Source organism: Roseateles sp. GW821-FHT09H11, assembly GCF_059415845.1.
In genome coordinates this window covers 49,663-64,902 of record NZ_JBWKOA010000004.1, presented here as the reverse complement: position 1 = coordinate 64,902, position 15,240 = coordinate 49,663, and the positions used below count along the sequence as shown (strand labels likewise).

19 protein-coding genes are annotated in these 15,240 nt (G+C 69.2%); 7 read left to right on the top strand and 12 right to left on the bottom strand.

Annotated features, from left to right (window positions below; all coding sequences use genetic code 11):
• The first annotated feature begins 8 nt into the window (after positions 1-8).
• Entirely contained in the window at positions 9-494 is a 486-nt protein-coding gene (locus tag AC07PR_RS14340) for an acyl-CoA thioesterase (protein ID WP_495135685.1), read from the top strand.
• Positions 495-584: 90 nt separating this feature from the next.
• On the opposite strand, the gene AC07PR_RS14335 is transcribed toward AC07PR_RS14340, so the two are convergent.
• From AC07PR_RS14335 to AC07PR_RS14325, 3 genes are all read right to left on the bottom strand, one after another.
• Positions 585-1,511: an alpha/beta fold hydrolase gene (locus tag AC07PR_RS14335; protein ID WP_495135684.1), complete on the bottom strand. Its 927-nt coding sequence runs from the start codon at positions 1,509-1,511 to the stop codon at positions 585-587.
• Between the two features lie 89 nt (positions 1,512-1,600).
• Entirely contained in the window at positions 1,601-2,086 is a 486-nt protein-coding gene (locus AC07PR_RS14330; RefSeq protein WP_495135683.1) for a hypothetical protein, read from the bottom strand.
• 52 nt (positions 2,087-2,138) lie between these two features.
• Positions 2,139-2,867, bottom strand: a complete 729-nt coding sequence (locus AC07PR_RS14325; RefSeq protein ID WP_495135682.1) for a CPBP family intramembrane glutamic endopeptidase — start codon at positions 2,865-2,867, stop codon at positions 2,139-2,141.
• 17 nt (positions 2,868-2,884) lie between these two features.
• On the opposite strand from AC07PR_RS14325, the gene AC07PR_RS14320 reads away from it, so the two are divergent.
• Complete coding sequence (locus AC07PR_RS14320; protein ID WP_495135681.1) at positions 2,885-3,379, top strand: GNAT family N-acetyltransferase; 495 nt, start codon at positions 2,885-2,887, stop codon at positions 3,377-3,379.
• 15 nt (positions 3,380-3,394) lie between these two features.
• Here the strand turns inward: AC07PR_RS14320 and arsC are convergent, their stop codons facing one another.
• Positions 3,395-3,745 carry an arsenate reductase (glutaredoxin) gene (gene arsC, locus AC07PR_RS14315; protein ID WP_495135680.1) on the bottom strand — a complete coding sequence of 117 codons (351 nt, stop codon included), beginning with the start codon at positions 3,743-3,745 and terminating at the stop codon, positions 3,395-3,397.
• Between the two features lie 222 nt (positions 3,746-3,967).
• Here arsC and AC07PR_RS14310 point away from each other — a divergent pair, with 222 nt between their 5' ends.
• On the top strand, positions 3,968-5,734 hold the full coding sequence (locus AC07PR_RS14310) for an acetate--CoA ligase (RefSeq protein WP_495135679.1): 1,767 nt from the start codon (positions 3,968-3,970) through the stop codon (positions 5,732-5,734).
• Positions 5,735-5,966: 232 nt separating this feature from the next.
• Here AC07PR_RS14310 and AC07PR_RS14305 read toward each other — a convergent pair whose 3' ends face one another.
• The 4 genes from AC07PR_RS14305 to AC07PR_RS14290 all read right to left on the bottom strand — a co-directional run bounded on the left by AC07PR_RS14305 (position 5,967) and on the right by AC07PR_RS14290 (position 8,435).
• Positions 5,967-6,815, bottom strand: a complete 849-nt coding sequence (locus tag AC07PR_RS14305; protein ID WP_495135678.1) for a hypothetical protein — start codon at positions 6,813-6,815, stop codon at positions 5,967-5,969.
• Between the two features lie 127 nt (positions 6,816-6,942).
• Positions 6,943-7,629 carry a hypothetical protein gene (locus tag AC07PR_RS14300; RefSeq protein ID WP_495135677.1) on the bottom strand — a complete coding sequence of 229 codons (687 nt, stop codon included), beginning with the start codon at positions 7,627-7,629 and terminating at the stop codon, positions 6,943-6,945.
• On the bottom strand, positions 7,616-7,858 hold the full coding sequence (locus tag AC07PR_RS14295) for a helix-turn-helix domain-containing protein (RefSeq protein WP_088408757.1): 243 nt from the start codon (positions 7,856-7,858) through the stop codon (positions 7,616-7,618). The genes AC07PR_RS14300 and AC07PR_RS14295 overlap by 14 nt, the downstream gene beginning before the upstream one ends.
• Before the next feature lie 25 nt (positions 7,859-7,883).
• Entirely contained in the window at positions 7,884-8,435 is a 552-nt protein-coding gene (locus AC07PR_RS14290; RefSeq protein ID WP_377156892.1) for a DUF2975 domain-containing protein, read from the bottom strand.
• Positions 8,436-8,543: 108 nt separating this feature from the next.
• Here AC07PR_RS14290 and AC07PR_RS14285 point away from each other — a divergent pair, with 108 nt between their 5' ends.
• Positions 8,544-8,702 carry an aldo/keto reductase gene (locus AC07PR_RS14285; protein WP_495135960.1) on the top strand — a complete coding sequence of 53 codons (159 nt, stop codon included), beginning with the start codon at positions 8,544-8,546 and terminating at the stop codon, positions 8,700-8,702.
• 15 nt (positions 8,703-8,717) lie between these two features.
• On the opposite strand, the gene AC07PR_RS14280 is transcribed toward AC07PR_RS14285, so the two are convergent.
• Positions 8,718-9,827: a DNA alkylation repair protein gene (locus AC07PR_RS14280; RefSeq protein ID WP_495135676.1), complete on the bottom strand. Its 1,110-nt coding sequence runs from the start codon at positions 9,825-9,827 to the stop codon at positions 8,718-8,720.
• 115 nt (positions 9,828-9,942) lie between these two features.
• Between AC07PR_RS14280 and AC07PR_RS14275 the strand changes: the two genes are divergently transcribed.
• Genes AC07PR_RS14275 through AC07PR_RS14265 form a run of 3 tightly spaced genes read left to right on the top strand, consistent with a single transcriptional unit; the run spans position 9,943 to position 11,519 of the window.
• A complete protein-coding gene (locus AC07PR_RS14275; protein WP_495135675.1) occupies positions 9,943-10,446 on the top strand; it encodes an aminoacyl-tRNA deacylase in 504 nt (167 codons plus the stop codon).
• A gap of 6 nt (positions 10,447-10,452) precedes the next feature.
• Entirely contained in the window at positions 10,453-11,172 is a 720-nt protein-coding gene (plsY, locus tag AC07PR_RS14270; protein ID WP_495135674.1) for a glycerol-3-phosphate 1-O-acyltransferase PlsY, read from the top strand.
• Positions 11,169-11,519, top strand: a complete 351-nt coding sequence (locus AC07PR_RS14265; protein WP_495135673.1) for a RidA family protein — start codon at positions 11,169-11,171, stop codon at positions 11,517-11,519. Before plsY ends, AC07PR_RS14265 begins: the two co-directional genes overlap by 4 nt.
• Positions 11,520-11,615: 96 nt before the next feature.
• Here the strand turns inward: AC07PR_RS14265 and AC07PR_RS14260 are convergent, their stop codons facing one another.
• From AC07PR_RS14260 to AC07PR_RS14250, 3 genes are all read right to left on the bottom strand, one after another.
• Complete coding sequence (locus AC07PR_RS14260) at positions 11,616-12,266, bottom strand: L-threonylcarbamoyladenylate synthase (RefSeq protein WP_377156886.1); 651 nt, start codon at positions 12,264-12,266, stop codon at positions 11,616-11,618.
• Positions 12,267-12,398: 132 nt separating this feature from the next.
• Positions 12,399-13,280 carry a 3',5'-nucleoside bisphosphate phosphatase gene (locus AC07PR_RS14255; RefSeq protein ID WP_495135959.1) on the bottom strand — a complete coding sequence of 294 codons (882 nt, stop codon included), beginning with the start codon at positions 13,278-13,280 and terminating at the stop codon, positions 12,399-12,401.
• An 86-nt stretch (positions 13,281-13,366) separates the two neighbouring features.
• Complete coding sequence (locus AC07PR_RS14250) at positions 13,367-15,205, bottom strand: bifunctional diguanylate cyclase/phosphodiesterase (protein WP_377156883.1); 1,839 nt, start codon at positions 15,203-15,205, stop codon at positions 13,367-13,369.
• Between the last annotated feature and the right edge of the window lie 35 nt (positions 15,206-15,240).

The following is a 15,240-nucleotide window of genomic DNA, read 5'->3' as shown; positions in this document are numbered from 1 at the left end:
GCCCCCCGATGAGCGAGATGAACGAAGCGATCCCCGCGCCGGTCGACCCGTTGTCCAGCGGCTGGGACTACCCGTCCCCCCATCGGTTGGCGGTGAGCCCCCAACCGGCGGACATCGACGGACTGAACCACACCAACAACGCGGTCTACGTGAAGTGGTGCGAGCAGGTGGCGTGGTCGCACTCGGTGGCGCTGGGGCTGGACATCGAGGACTACCGCCGCCTCGACCGCGCGATGGCGATCCGCCACGGCGGCTACGACTATCTGCTGCCGTCCTTCGAAGGCGAGGCGCTGGTGCTGGGCACCTGGCTGACGGCGGGGGACGGCAAGCTCGCGATGGAGCGCCGCTTCCAGCTGCGCCGCGCGAGCGACGGCCAGACGCTGATGCGCGGCCGCTGGGACCTGGTGTGCATCGACATCAGCGGCGGCCGCCCGAAGCGGATGCCGCCGGAGTTCATCACGGCGTATCAGGCGGCGGTGGTATCGCGAGACTAGACACGAACCTCGCTCATTCTTGCTCCCTCGCCCGCTTGCGGGAGAGGGCAGGGGTGAGGGCCGGGGTCGTGGCAGTGAGAAGGGCGACGGCTAGCCAAGAAACTCCTGCACCGCGCGCGCCAGCGCCTCTGGCTGGTCGTGATGCATCATGTGCGCCGCCTGCTGAAGCGTGATGCGCTGCAGGTCCTTGACCACGCTGAGCCGGGTCTCGAAGTCCTCGCGCGGATAGCGGTCGCCCCACCACTGCGAGAGCTGGGTCTCGCTGCCCTCGACCCACAGCGTGGGCGCCTCGATGCGCGACCAGCAGGCGAGCGCCTCAGCCTTCTTGTAGAGCACCGGATTGGTCCGCTTGTGCGCGGGATCGCCGAGGATGTGCCAGCGCCCGTCGTCGCCTTGCCGCGACCAGTGCGGCGCGAGCCAAGCGGCCTTGTCGGCGGAGAGCCGCGGATTCGTCTTCATCAGCCGTTGCGCCACACCCTCGACACTGTCGTAGGTCTTCAGGCTCTGCGGCTCCTTGAGTTCGTCGAGCCAGCTCGCGAGCCGCGCCGGCGCCATCTCGGGTGTCGTGTCCGGCAGCCCGAAGCCTTCGAGGTTCACGAGCTTGCGCAGCCGCTGCGGCCGCACGCCCGCATAGGTCATCGCGATGTTGCCGCCCATGCTGTGGCCGAGCAGGTCGACCGGTGCGTCAGGACTGATGGCATCGAGCAACGCATCCAGATCGCCGAGGTAGTCGGGGAACCAGTACGCATCGCTTCCGTTGGCATCGGTGAGCCCGAAGCCACGCCAGTCGATGGCGACGACGCTGCGCTCCTCGCGGAACGCGTCGACCATGAACTGGAACGACGCGCCGACGTCCATCCAGCCGTGGACCATCACGAGCAGCGGTCGCTGCCCGTCGGGTTCAGGTCCCCACCTCAGGACGTGATGGCGCAAGCCGCGCAGCGTCATGAACTCGCTGCGATGCGGGCGGCGGACGGTGTACTCGGAAGAGGGCGCGGTACTGGAGTCGGTGCTCATGGACGGCGACTGTAGTGCGGCGCGGGGAAGGGCGCTTTCGCCATGGAGACAATGGCGAACCTCAAGATCCGTCAAGGTGCCGGAGCGCTCTACTCAAACTTGTCGCACTCGGGCAAAGATTCATTCGTCCCAGCGGCCCGGCGTTGAAATTTGGAGAAGCAGCCTGGCGGCAATGTGGGAATCAGCGACGGAAGGCTTTCGGGGCAAACCGGGTCTGAGCCACTGCGCAACTCGTCGTCGCTATATGCGCATCGGATTCGCTTGGCGCCGTCGTGGATAGCAACGAAGGTCCCTCGCGAGTACTCAAACCTCACGATCAGTTGCGAACCGGTCTTTGTGCGGCCCCAGATGGACTGGCAGCCGGTGAAACGGTCCCCGGCGTCCTTCGCCCGCGGATAGACCAGCAGGAGCTCGCCCATGTGCGCCTCTTCGCCTGCCGTTGCCGGAGGCTCCGACATCTTGCACGTGTCGGGCGCCGCGTTGGCCGAATGCGCAACGGCGACGATGACCGAAGCGGTCAAGGTACGCCAGGGCATGGGGCCGATGGGCATGACGAGCCTGAGGGGTTTCTTCATGGTCCGATTCTAGAAATCTCTTCGAACACTGACCTCACTGAACGATGTTCGCTCACGCGGGTGCGTGACCCGATGTCGCCAGCAGCAGGCCCGCGGAAAACAGCGTCCAGTCGTTGAGCACATGCGCCAGCGTCGACACCCAGAGGTTGCGGGTCCACAGGTAGGCCAGCGACAGGACCAATCGAGCCGAGCCGATGACCACCACGCACTGCACCCAGTTCCATTGGTAGGTGGGCAGATGGGCGAGGCCGAAAATCAGCGCGGAGATCCACCACGCGGCCACGATCGCGGTCCGTCTGGACCAACCCGCGCGCGTCGTGAAGAGCGTCATCAGCGCGAGGAAGGGCAGCATCGTCAGCACCTCCTCGCCCAGCAGTTGAGGCAGGGTCCTCAGGGCGAAGAGCCATCGGTCCGCGGTCGACTCATGCGCCAGGACGTCGAAGACGGGATTGGCGCTCACGCCGAAGAAGCGGGTGGTCAGCAGGCCCAGGGCAACCGTGACGACCAGATTGAGCAGGGCGATCCCCACCGCGATCGCGATCGCCTGGATGCCCACGCGTTGGAACAGCGCCCGCCAATGCCGGCCCGCCACGGCACGCAGCACAAGCAAGGGAATGGCGGGGAAGAGGACGGCCGGGACGAAGGCCAGGAGCGGCGAAGACTCGCCGATCGGCAGGTAGAGCGTCAAGAAGCCCGCCACCACGGCCAGCATCAGCCACGCCCATTGAACAGGGCGCAGGGCGACGGGTTCACCGTTGTAGAAGGGGAAGTCTCTCGTCATCCATACAGAATACCCACATGTCCGCAATACCCGACCCCTACACCCTCCGCCCCGCGCGGCCCGACGACCTGAGCGCCATCGTCGGCCTCATCGGCGAGCTCGCCGACTTCGAGAACCTGTCGCACCTGATGGACGTGACGCCCGAGAAGCTGCTCCCGCACCTATTCAGCGATCGCCCCGTTTGCGAGGCCATGGTCGCCGAACACGACAGCGGCGCGGTCGTCGCGTTCGCGCTGACCTTCACCAACTTCTCGACCTTCCTGGGCAAGCCGGGGATGTACCTCGAGGACCTGTACGTGCAGCCCGCGCATCGCGGCGCGGGCCTGGGCAAGCGCATGCTGACGCGCCTGGCGCAGATCGCGATCGAGCGCGACTACGGCCGCTTCGAATGGTGCGTGCTCGACTGGAACGAGAACGCCATCCGGTTCTACGAAAAGATGGGCGCGACGATCATGCCGGACTGGCGGCTGTGCCGTCTGACGGGCGATGCGCTCGCGCGGTTCAAGGGCTGATCCAGCCCCTGCCGATCACTTCAGCCAGTCGTTCAACAGCTCCGGCGGACGCGCGATCAACGCGCGGTCGCCCTGCACGACGATCGCCCGCTGCTGCAGCTTCGGTCGGTCCGCGACCGCCTGCAGCAGCTGTGTGTCGGTCAGCGAAGCGTCCGCCAGGTTGAGCTCGCGATAGTCGTCCTCGTTGTCGCGCACCATCGCGCGCACCGGCGTGCCGAGCTGCCGGTGCAGCGTCTGCAGCTCGGGCAGCGTCAGCGGCGTCGCCAGGTACTCGACGACCTCGGGTCGAAGGCCACGGGACTCCAGCAACGCGAGCGCCTCGCGCGACTTGGAGCAGCGGGGGTTGTGCAGGATCTTGAGGCTCATGCGGCCCAGTGTAGGAGGCGTCCCGGCCCGCGGCTTCCGCAGCGCGCCCACGTTCACCTTCGCGATTCGGATATCGATATTCGGATCGACCGCCGTTGCCCATGCACCTCCCGCGGGCATCGCGATCCTCCCGGGCACCGACATGGCGCTACGGGCTTTCCATGACGCCCGCCCCGGACCCGCTCGCTAGCATCCACGCTCTTGTTCCAGGATGGAGACCCGATGACCGGCAAGACCGCCAAGGACGCCGGCCCGGCCGACGGCATCACCGTGCCCCGCGCGGCGACTCGCGCCGCGCCCGACGCCTACGCGCTGGTCCATGGCGCCTTCCGCTGGCAGGTGCCCGAGCGCCTGGCCATCGCCGAGCTCTGCTGCGGCCGCTGGGCCCGCGAGACGCCCGATGCGCCCGCCGTCTTCTTCGACAGCGACAGCGGCTGCCGCGCGCAGTACTCCTTCGGCCAGCTGCAACGCGCGGCCAACCGGCTCTCCAACGCGCTGAAGCGCCTGGGCGTCGAGGCCGGCGACCGCGTGGCACTCGTGCTGCCGCAACGCTTCGAGACCGCCGTCGCGCACATCGCGATCAACCAGCTCGGCGCGGTCGCGATGCCGCTGTCGATGCTCTTCGGGCCCGATGCGCTCGAGTACCGCCTCAGGGACAGCGAAGCCTGCGTCGCGATCGTCGAGGGCGGCGCGCTGGACGCGCTGCGCTCGGTGCGCGCATCGTGCCCGGCGCTGCGCCATGTGATGGTCGTCGGCGAGTCCGATGCCCACGAGGGCGAAGCCGGCTGGATGGCCGCCCTGCAGGCCGAGGACGCGCGCTTCGCCGCGCGCGACAACGCGGCCGAGGACCCCGCGATCCTGATCTACACCAGCGGCACGACCGGCGCGCCCAAGGGCGCCTTGCTGCCGCAGCGCGCGCTGCTCGGCAACCTCACCGGCTTCATCGCGAGCCAGAACTGGTTCGGCTTCGATCCGCACGATCCGACCGTGCGCAGCGAGGCCGTGTTCTGGAGCCCCGCCGACTGGGCCTGGACCGGCGGCCTGATGGACGCGCTGCTGCCGTCGCTGTGCTTCGGCCGGCCCATCCTCGGCTACCAGGGCCGCTTCTCGCCGGAGAAGGCCTTCGAGCTGATGCAGCACTACCGCGTCAGCCATACGTTCCTGTTCCCGACCGCGCTGAAGGCGATGATGAAGGCCGTGCCGCATCCCGCCGAGCACTACACGCTGCACCTGCAGGCCGTCATGAGCGCGGGCGAAGCCGTCGGCGACGCGGTCTTCGACTGGGGGCAGCGCGAGCTCGGCGTGACGATCAACGAGATGTTCGGGCAGACCGAGATCAACTACGTCGTCGGCAACTGCGCGCGGCTGTGGCCGGCCAAGCCCGGCAGCATGGGCCGCGCCTATCCGGGCCACCGCGTCGCGGTCATCGATGACGAGGGGCAGGTCTGTCCGCCCGGGCGGATCGGCGAAGTGGCCGTGCATCGGCGCGACGCGCAGGGCGTGCCCGATCCGATCTTCTTCCTCGGCTACTGGCGCAACGAGGCAGCGACCGCCGCGAAGTTCACCGGCGATCCGGCGGACAGCTGGTGCCGCACCGGCGACCTCGCCCTCGCCGACGAGGACGGCTACCTCTGGTACCAGGGGCGCTCCGACGACCAGTTCAAGGTGGCGGGCTATCGCATCGGCCCGGGCGAGATCGAGAACTGCCTCGTGCGCCACGAGGCCGTCGCCAACGCCGCCGTCGTGCCCAAGCCCGATGCCGAGCGGGGCGCGCTGGTGAAGGCCTTCGTCGTGCTGGCGCCGGGTCGGCAGCCGTCGGCCGCGTTGGTCGCGGAGCTGCAGGACTTCGTCAAGCAGCGGCTCGCGCCCTACGAGTACCCGAAGGAGATCGAGTTCCTCGACGCGTTGCCGATGACGACCACCGGGAAGGTGCAGCGCCGCGTGCTGCGGCAACTGGAAGCGGATCGCGCGACGGGACGCGTTGTCTGATCCGTTGACTGCCTAGGCCGCTGGCCCTCACCCCCGCCCTCTCCCGCAAGCGGGAGAGGGAGTCGCGAGAGGCTCCGGCATGACCCCCTCTCTCGCTCTCCCGCAAGCGGGAGAGGGAGTCGCGAGAGGCTCCGGCATGACCCCCTCTCTCGCTTGCGGGAGAGGGCAGGGGTGAGGGCCAGCAGCCTCACGCACGAACCACCAGCCAGACCGCGAGAGAGAGCACGCCCGGTCAGCTTGCGCGCGTGTTGCGCAGCTTCACGTAGAGCTTGGTGTTGGCGCCCGGTTGCGGCTGCAGCAGCGCCGCGTCGGGCCATTGCTCCTGGCCGGTCAGCACGGTGCAGGCGCGGGACGGCTTGCCCTTGGGTGTCTCGGGCTCGCGCTGCTGGGCCTCGGAGGGGAGCGGCAGGCGCAGGTGCTGACCGCCCTCCGTCCAGTCGAGGTTCCACTGCGGCTGGTCGCTGCACACGATGACGCCGTCGATCTGCGGGAACATCCAGCGCACGTACCAGGGCAGCAGCTCGGTGCGCAGCCGCTGCCCGACCGCGACGATGCGCCGCACCGTGGCCATGTCCAGCATCTCCGGCGGCGTCGCGAGGTCGATGCTCAGCCGCACGCCCAGATCCCCCTTGGGCACGTTGGTGCCGAAGTCCATGTCCTTGGCCTGCTGCTCGGGGAAGGTCGGCAGGTCGAAGCGGCCCTTGTCGTCGAGGGGGATGGGGATGTAGTCGTCGTCGCTCATCAGCGCGAGCTTGGTGCCGGCCGGCGGCGGCTTGGTCGTGTCCTTCGCGTCGGTCAGCACGAAGCGGCTCACGAACAGGCCTTCGCCTTCGGTGCGCAACTTCGACAGCAGCTCGTTGAGCCGCTTGTAGGGGAAGGAGGCGCCGCGCTTCATGTCGCTCTGCACCGTGGGCAGGGCGACCGCGCCGGAAGCCGGCGGTGCGGCCGCGACGGCGGCCGACGTCTCGGCGGCGGTCGCCGCGGCGACCGGATCGCAGGCGGCGAGGGTGCTCACCACGGCGATGGCGATCGCGACGACTGGAACGCGGCGCGCCGCGCGGGTGAACTGCTGGGGCTTCACTTCGACTCTCTCCCTGTGTCGCAAAACGCGATCTGCGCTGAACGGTGCGCGGCCGGTGTGGGTTGACGACGCGTGTCCCGCATCGGGGTGTCATCGATCAGGCCGTGGCGCGAGCACGCGTCCGTGCTCATCGCCGGCACTTGCCGCGCGCCTCGGCGAGCAGCCAGAACGGCGCGCTCAGCAGGCCCGCGCCGCCGCCCGCGAACTCGCCCTTCAGGCAGTCGCCGCTGGCGCCTTTCATCATCTCGTTGCCGAGCTTCGTCGACGCATCGATCTTGTCGGGCGCGAGGCTGGCTTGGTCCGCGCGCTCGGCGAGCAGCGGCTGGCCCTGCGTCGACTGGCGGACCGCGCGCTGCGTCGCGGCGCCGTACATCAGGTCCCGGCCGGTTGCACCGGAGGCCGCCGAAGCCGGCGCCGGCGCGGCGACCACCATGGTGGAGCGTGGTTCTTCCGCGTGGCGGTCGACCTCGGGTCGCGGCGCCTGGACACGCGCTGACAGCGGTGTCGACGGGGCGGTCTGCGAGGACGGCATGTCGGGGTCAGGCCTTGCCCGACGATCCGCAGACCGGGCGACCAGCGTCGTCTTCGGCGCCGGCTTCGGCAGCGGCGGCAACTGGATCGTCACCATGCGGATGGACGAACTGCGCTGCTCCCGGTGGGCGTCGGCCCCGTGCCAGGCATGCTGGAGCCAGCCGATCAGCGCGACGTGCAGCAGCAATACCGCGCCGATCGCGAGCGCGCGTGGGCCGAGGCGGCGCTTCTGCCCACGCGAGGCACGAGGATCGAGAGGATCTCGGGCCTCACGCGCCGCCATCGGAGCCTCCGTCCTCGGGTTCGTCGCCCGGCTCCCAGGCGAGCAGGTCGCCGGGCTGGCACTGCAGCACCGCGCAGATCCGCGACAGCGTGTCGAAGCGCACCCCGCGCACCTTGCCGGACTTGAGCAGCGAGAGGTTGGCCTCGGTGATGCCGATGGCCTCGGCGAGCTCCTTCGAGCGCATCTTGCGCTGCGCGAGCATCACGTCGAGTCGGACGACGATGGGCATGGGCGGGGTTCCTGGGCCGGTCCGCTCAGACGAACTCGGCGTTTTCCTGCGCCATGCGCTGGGCCTCGCGCATCACCATCGCCATTGCGATCAGCACCAGGCCCAGCAGCAGCATGATGTAGTGCTCGCTGGCGAGGTGCACGGACAGTATCCGCTGCCCGGGCGGATTGCCGAGCGTCAGCGCCAGGATGGTGACCGTGAAGGTCAGCGGCATGACCAGAGCCATCGTGGTCACCGACTGACCCAGGCGCCGCAGGTGGCGCGTCGCGCCATCGGTGAAGACCTCGCCGCGCAGGTAGGCGCCGAAGAGGCGCCACAGGCACAGCAGCGCGAACAAGGTCAGCAGCGTCTGCGGCAGGTTGACCACCAGGCCCCACGCGCGCGCGACGGCGTCGAATTGCAGGGGGCAGTCCAGGCCCCAGTCCGAGCGTGCGGTGCGTTCCACCAGGCCGCGGTTGGTCCAGAACATCGCTTGGAAACCCACCACCACCGCCATCGCGATCAAGGCCATCGCACGCACGCAGTGAGCAATCCAGCGGATGCGCTGGTGGCTGGCAGGGAAGGGGGCGTCGCTCATGGTCTTACCGTCGGGTGGCAAGAAATTACTGTAAAACAATAATTTGATCGGTGCAACGGCGCGGGGTGTAAAGGCGGAGCGGCGCGCTCGCGCGGCGATCGCCCGGCCATCGCGTGGACCGGCGCGTGGACCGGCGCGCAGATCGTGCAGGCCTGCGAGGACAGCCTGCGTCGCCTGCAGATCGAGACCATCGACCTGTTCCAGATCCACTGGCCGGCGCGCCATGTGCCGATGTTCGGCGGCGTCTACTTCGACCCGGCGCAGTGAGCGCCCCTCCGCCGTTCACTCGATCAACAGCTCGAACGCGCCGCCGGCCAGCTTCTGGCCGTTGACCATCACCTCGATCGCGTGCGTGCCCGCATAGTGCGTGCGCGTCGTGAAGTTGCGCAGCGCGCGACGGATGCGGATCGGCGTCGACGCGCCCGCTTCGAGCTCCACCGTCTTCAGCTTGAAGACCTTCGGCGACGCGCGGCCGTTCTTCTTCACGTAGTGCACGGCGTAGTCGACGACCAGGCGTTGCGTCGTGTCGGCGGTGGAGCGCAGTTCGAAGGCGATCTCGACCTCACCGCCGATCGCGACGCGTGCGGGCTCGATCGCGAGCCCTTCGACGACGGCCAGCGCGCCCTCGCTGGCGCCGATCAGCTTCAACGCCCGCGCATCGCCCTGCTTGATCCGCGAGCGCAACGCATGCTTGACGATCCACGCGCTGCGCTCGTCGGCCAGGTCCCAGCCGGCCACGTGGGCGAAGACCCAGTCCGCATGGTCCTTGGTGATGTCGTTCAGGTTGTTGGCGACGGAGCGCCGCACGTAGAGGCTGTCGTCGGCGCGCAGCGCGTGCAGGATCTCCGCCAGCGGCGCCGGGTCGGCGACCAGCGCGTCGAGCCGGAACGACCACGGCAGGCGCGGTCGGCAGCCCTCGCTGGCCAGGCGGCGGACGTGCTCGTCGCGATCGGTGGTCCAGCGCGTCATCGTCTTCAACGTGCCGGTCAGGTCCTGGCGCAGGAAGGGCCGGATCGCGAATTCGGCGGTGCCATGCGCCGTCATCCGCTTGAGCGCCTTCAGCGACGCGGCAGGGTCGTGCAGGCCGTAGCTCGCGACGAAATCGCACAGCCCCATGTTCACGAACGCGCCGCCCGTGTGCGGCGCCGCGGTGACCACGGCATCGAGCTTCGCCGCGAAGCTGCCGGGCAGCGCGGCGTCGAGCGCCTCGGCGACGCGGTGCACGCGCTGCATGATCGACAGCGGCTCGAGCCCCTCGGTCGCCACGGCCAGGAAGCGCTTGCGCTGGAAGCCGGGCGCGGACTCCGCGAACACCGATGCCAGCGATCGCAGCGCGGTGTCGCCGATCAGGTCCTTGAGGTTGTAGCTGGAGGTCGAGGCGGCGTCCGTCATGGGGCTCGGTGAACACGAAGTGCGCCGCAGCGTAGCGCGCGCGCCGCCATCGGCTGTCAGCAGGCGCAGCAAGCTCGTACAAGCAGCGGGTGCGGGCAGCGCGGAGAATCACGGCATGAGCAAGAAATCCGCCCATGTCAGCGAAACGCTGGCGACGCAGATGCTGCGCCAGCACAAGGTCGCGTTCGGGGAACATGTCTACGACTACGTCGATCACGGCGGCACCGGCGAGTCCTCCAAGCAGCTCGGCGTGCCCGAGCACGAGGTCGTCAAGACGCTGGTGATGCAGGACGAGAAGGCGCAGCCGCTGATCGTGCTGATGCACGGCGACTGCACCGTCAGCCTGAAGGAACTCGCCCGGCAGATCCCCTGCAAGAAGGTCGAGCCCTGCAAGCCGGACGTCGCCCAGCGTCACAGCGGCTACCTCGTCGGGGGCACCTCGCCGTTCGGGACGCGCAAGGCGATGCCGGTGTTCGTCGAGTCCACCGTGCTGGCGCTGCCCCGGATCCTGATCAACGGCGGGCGTCGCGGCTACCTGGTCAGCATCGAACCCCGGGTTTTGACGGAGCTGCTCGAGGCCCGTCCGGTCGAGTGCGCGCTGAAGTCCGGGGCAGAATAGCGCCCCATGCAAAGTGTCCTGTTTCCCTTGTTGGCTGTCGTGGCCGGGTATCTGATCGGTTCGCTGTCCTTCGCGGTGATCGTCAGCCGGTTGATGGGCCTGTCCGATCCGCGCAGCTACGGCAGCGGCAACCCGGGCGCGACCAACGTGCTGCGCTCCGGCAACAAGGCCGCGGCGATCCTGACGCTGGTCTTCGACGCGCTCAAGGGCTACGTCCCGGTCCTGCTGGTGCTGAAGTTCGGCGAGCCGTACGGCCTGGAGGAGGGCACCGCCGCGCTGGTCGGCCTGGCGGCCTTCATCGGGCACCTGTGGCCGGTCTTCTTCAGGTTCGTCGGCGGCAAGGGCGTCGCGACCGCGGCCGGCGTGCTGCTCGCGATCAACCCGTGGCTCGGCCTGTCCGTGCTCGGCGTGTGGATCGTGATGGCAGCCGTGTTCCGCTACTCGTCGCTGGCGTCGCTGTCCGCTGCCATCGGCGCGCCGCTGCTGCAGATGCTGGTCTGGGACGTCGGTCCCGAGCTGCCGGCCATCGCGCTGATGAGCCTGCTGCTGATCTGGCGCCACGCCGCCAACATCAGGAAGCTGATGGCGGGCACCGAGAGCAAGCTCGGCCAGAAGGCGGCCCCGGTGGCCGCCGGGCCCGCCGCCAAGTCCCATCGACACGAGCAGTCGCGCGCGCGCAAGCGCGATCACAAGCATTCCAACAAGCCCCATCAGCACAGCAAATGAGCAACATCGAACGTTTCGACGTCGGCCCGCGTCTCTCCGAGATGGCCATCCACAACGGCGTGGTCTACCTGGCCGGCCAGGTGCCGGACGATGCCACCGCCGACGTCAAGGGCCAGACCGAACAGGTGCTGGCCATGATCGACAAGCTGCTGGCCCGCGCCGGCAGCGACAAGACGAAGATCCTGCGCGCGCAGCTGTACATCGCCGACGTCAAGGACCTGGCCGGCATGAACGCCGCCTGGGACGCCTGGGTGCCGGCCGGCCACACGCCGCCGCGCGCGACGGTCGAGGCCAAGCTGGCCAAGCCCGAGTGGAAGATCGAGATCGTGATCACCGCGGCGGTCTGAACCTCCGAGAGGCCTGCGGGCCTCTTCAAGCAAAACGCCGGCTTCGCGCCGGCGTTTTGCTTGGTGCCTCGAACGGGCGTAGCACCCGCTCGCGATTCACTCGTCGGCTTCGGCCTCTTGGAGCTCCAGGCCGAGGCAGGCCGGATCTCCGCAGCCGCGCCGCACGAGCACCGGCGGCTCGGCCGTGAGGTCGACGACGGTGGTCGGCTTCATCGGGCAGGCGCCGGCGTCGATGATCAGCTGGATCAGCTTGTCGTAGCGGGCGGTGATCTCTTCGGGGTCGTTGATCGGCTCATGCTCGCCGGGCGGGATCAGCGTGGTGGCCAGCAGCGGGCCGCCGATCAGCGCAAGCAGGTCCTGCGTGACGCGGTGGTCCGGCACGCGCAGGCCGATGGTGCGGCGCGACGGGTGCGAGAGCCGCCGCGGCACTTCCTTGGTCGCTTCCAGGATGAAGGTGAACGGCCCCGGCGTGGCCGTCTTGATCATCCGGTACTGCTTGTTGTCGACGCGCGCGTAGCTGCCGAGCTCGCTGAGGTCGCGGCACAGCAGCGTCATGTGGTGCTTGTCGTCGACGCCGCGGATGCGGCGCAGCGCCTCGGCGGCGGCCTTGTCGTCGAGCTGGCAGACCAGCGCGTAGCTGGAGTCGGTCGGGATGGCGCCGACGCCGCCCTGGCTCAGGATCTGCGCCGCCTGGCGCAGGAATCGGGCCTGCGGGTTGTCGGGATGGACTTCGAAGATCTGGGCCATGGTCCTCACCTGTGGCAATCGGCGTGCGAGCCGATCATGGAGCCGGTCTGCGCCGGCGGATGATTCCGGTGATCCCTGCCGCGATGCCCGGGGATCCGAAGCGGTCCCCGGCGGTCCGCTGCAGTGGGGGGATCAGGCCGGCCAGTGGATGCGATGCTCGAGCGCGCCCCACACCGGTTTCAAGCGGCCGGAGAGGTGCTGGTCGAGTTTGCCGACGTCCACGCGGCTCTCCTCCGGACTGTGGAAGTCGGAGCCGCGCGACGCGAGCAGGTCGAATTCGAGCGCCGTGTCGGTGTACTGGACCATGTCGCCCGACGTGTGGCTGCCGGTGACGACCTCGATGCCGCGGCCGCCGTGCGCGATGAATTCGGTGATCAGCGCGTACTCCTCGGTCGGCGTGAAGCCGTAGCGGCCCGGGTGCGCGATGACGGCCAGCCCGCCGGCGTCGACGATCCAGCCCACCGCGTCGCGCAGCGCCGCCCAGCGGTGCGGCACGAAGCCGGGCTTGCCTTCGGTGAGGTAGCGGCGGAAGACCTCGGGCACGTCCGAGCACTGGCCGGTTTCCACCAGGAAGCGCGCGAAGTGGGTGCGGGAGATCAGTTCCGGGTTGCCGGCGAACTTGAGCGCGCCTTCATAAGCGCCGTGGATGCCGGCCCTGGCCAGATCGTCCGACATCTCCTTCGCCCGCGCGCCGCGACCGCCGCGCGTGGCGCGCAGGCCGGCGACGATGCGCGGGTCTTCATGGTCGAAGCCCAGCCCCACGATGTGCACGACCTTGCCGGCGAAGGTCACGGAGATCTCGACGCCGGTCAGGTAGGGCAGCCCCGCCGCCCGCGCGGCAGCCATGGCGCGCTGCTGGCCGCCGACCTCGTCGTGGTCCGTCAGCGCCCAGAGCTCGACGCCGTTGGCCTTGGCGCGCGCGGCCAGCGCTTCCGGCGACAGCGTGCCGTCGGAGACGGTCGAGTGGCAGTGGAGGTCCGCGTTCGTCTGCGCGTGCAGCGCAGGCACCGCCATCTGCCCGGGCGCGGCGGCGGAAGCCGGCGGCGCGTCGGTGGGGGCGGAGGAAACCGGCGGAACCGGCAGAACGGGGGAAGGGGTGTTCACCCCACCGATTCTAGGAGCGGCGCCATGTCCGTGGCGCCGGCGCTGGATCGACGGCGGTCGACGAAGTAGCGGCTCGGTCCGGTGCCGCACTTGGCCACGTGCTTGGGCTCGGCCAGCGCGGCGGACAGCGCGCGCACGCTGTCGAAGGCGCCGGGCTGCACCTGGATCACGCCGGCGCTCAGCGTCGGCAGCGGATTGAAGGACTCCTGGTTCTGGCGATTCAGCGTCACGTAGCCGCCCAGCGCCTGGTGTTCCGCCGAGAAGAAGGGGCGGATCTGGCGATCGAACTCGCGGCAGACGCGCGTGATGCGGGCGGTCCAGTCGGGCGAGCCCAGCACCATCACGAAGTCGTCCCCGCCGATGTGGCCGACGAAGTCCAGCGCCGGGTCGGCGGCGTCCTGCAGGATCTGCGCGCAGAGCTTGATGATGTCGTCGCCGGCGGCGTAGCCGTAGACATCGTTGAAGGGCTTGAAGTGGTCGATGTCCCAGGCGACGACGACGAACTCGCGGCCCTCGTGCAGCAGCGCGTCGAGGTGCTGGTCGGTCGGCACGTTGCCCGGCATCAGCGTCAGCGGGTTGGCGTAACGCGCGCTGTGGACCTGCAGGTCGGAGACGGCCTTCAGCAGGTCGGTGCTGCGGCCGGTGCCGAAGTATTCGCCATTGCGGGTGACGATGAAGCCGTCGACCATCAGCCGGTCGTCGAGGCTGGAGATCGCGTCGCTCATCTCGCGCAGCGAGGTGCCCGCGTCGAAGATCAGCGGCTGCGGGTCCATCAGCGCGGTGCACGAGCGCTTCTCGTGGATGTCCATGAAGTAGCGCTCGGCGCTGCGCTTGAGCACCTGCAGCGAGCGCAGGATGCCGATCGGGCGGTTCGATTCGTCCAGCACCGGCATCGAGAACAGCTGCTCGTCGCGCTGGAACATGTCGGCGACGGTCTGGCAGTTGAGCTTGGGCGTGACGGTGTGGCTACGGCGGGCCAGCTGCGCGGCGGTCGTGATCGCGTCGGGCGGCAGACGCATCCAGTCGGCGTTGCGGCGGCGGTGCTCGGGCGCAAGCAGCGCGTCCACCTCGGCCCGCAGCGCGGCGCGCGGCGCGGCGCTCGGACGCGCGAGCAGGTAGCCCTGGCAGACCGGCACGCCGAGGCGGCGCAGCACGGTGAGATCACTGAGCTGTTCGAGGCCCTCGGCGACGACGGTGCAGCCGGAGCTGGCGGCCATCTCGAGGATCGAGCGCACGAACTGCTGCTTGAGCGGTTCCTGCGCGATGCCGTCGATGAAGTGGCGGTCGATCTTGACGAAGTCCGGCCGGATGTCCATCCAGCGCTTCAGGCTCGCGAAGCCCTCGCCCAGGTCGTCCAGCGCGACGACGAAGCCCAGCTCCCGCAGGCTGCGCATGCTGTCCTGCAGGCGTTCGGGCTCGAGGATGGGCCGCGTTTCGGTAAGTTCGATGACGACGCGCGACGCAGGCAGGTCGAGTTGCGCGAACTCGCGGGCGATGAGCGCGCCGCGATCGCTGGTGGCGAGCAGCGTGTCGGCGGTGAGGTTCAGGAAGAGCTGGCCGGGGAGCTTGAGTTCCTTGAACCGGCGCAGCGCGCGGCGCACGACCAGCCGCTCCAGTTCCACGAGCCGACCCAGGCGCGCGGCGGTCTCGAACAGCACCAGCGGCGAATGCAGCGGCGTGTCCGCCGGCCCGCGCGTCAGCGCTTCGTAACCCAGGATGTTCGCGCGCTCGACCTCGACCAGGGGCTGGAAGTGGATGTCCAGCGCGCCATCGCGAATGATGGCGGACAGGGCGATGCTCAGCGGGTCGGGCGGTTGCAGATGGGTGGTCGGCATGGGAGGACACCACGACGGACGGTGCGCCGCGTGGT

Coding starts and splice junctions, on each gene's coding strand:
- AC07PR_RS14340 (WP_495135685.1), top strand. CDS start 9: ATGAGCGAGATGAACGAAGCGATCCCCGCGCCGGTCGACCCGTTGTCC.
- AC07PR_RS14335 (WP_495135684.1), bottom strand. CDS start 1,511: ATGAGCACCGACTCCAGTACCGCGCCCTCTTCCGAGTACACCGTCCGC.
- AC07PR_RS14330 (WP_495135683.1), bottom strand. CDS start 2,086: ATGAAGAAACCCCTCAGGCTCGTCATGCCCATCGGCCCCATGCCCTGG.
- AC07PR_RS14325 (WP_495135682.1), bottom strand. CDS start 2,867: ATGACGAGAGACTTCCCCTTCTACAACGGTGAACCCGTCGCCCTGCGC.
- AC07PR_RS14320 (WP_495135681.1), top strand. CDS start 2,885: ATGTCCGCAATACCCGACCCCTACACCCTCCGCCCCGCGCGGCCCGAC.
- arsC (WP_495135680.1), bottom strand. CDS start 3,745: ATGAGCCTCAAGATCCTGCACAACCCCCGCTGCTCCAAGTCGCGCGAG.
- AC07PR_RS14310 (WP_495135679.1), top strand. CDS start 3,968: ATGACCGGCAAGACCGCCAAGGACGCCGGCCCGGCCGACGGCATCACC.
- AC07PR_RS14300 (WP_495135677.1), bottom strand. CDS start 7,629: ATGGCGGCGCGTGAGGCCCGAGATCCTCTCGATCCTCGTGCCTCGCGT.
- AC07PR_RS14295 (WP_088408757.1), bottom strand. CDS start 7,858: ATGCCCATCGTCGTCCGACTCGACGTGATGCTCGCGCAGCGCAAGATG.
- AC07PR_RS14290 (WP_377156892.1), bottom strand. CDS start 8,435: ATGAGCGACGCCCCCTTCCCTGCCAGCCACCAGCGCATCCGCTGGATT.
- AC07PR_RS14280 (WP_495135676.1), bottom strand. CDS start 9,827: ATGACGGACGCCGCCTCGACCTCCAGCTACAACCTCAAGGACCTGATC.
- AC07PR_RS14275 (WP_495135675.1), top strand. CDS start 9,943: ATGAGCAAGAAATCCGCCCATGTCAGCGAAACGCTGGCGACGCAGATG.
- plsY (WP_495135674.1), top strand. CDS start 10,453: ATGCAAAGTGTCCTGTTTCCCTTGTTGGCTGTCGTGGCCGGGTATCTG.
- AC07PR_RS14265 (WP_495135673.1), top strand. CDS start 11,169: ATGAGCAACATCGAACGTTTCGACGTCGGCCCGCGTCTCTCCGAGATG.
- AC07PR_RS14260 (WP_377156886.1), bottom strand. CDS start 12,266: ATGGCCCAGATCTTCGAAGTCCATCCCGACAACCCGCAGGCCCGATTC.
- AC07PR_RS14255 (WP_495135959.1), bottom strand. CDS start 13,280: ATGGCGGTGCCTGCGCTGCACGCGCAGACGAACGCGGACCTCCACTGC.
- AC07PR_RS14250 (WP_377156883.1), bottom strand. CDS start 15,205: ATGCCGACCACCCATCTGCAACCGCCCGACCCGCTGAGCATCGCCCTG.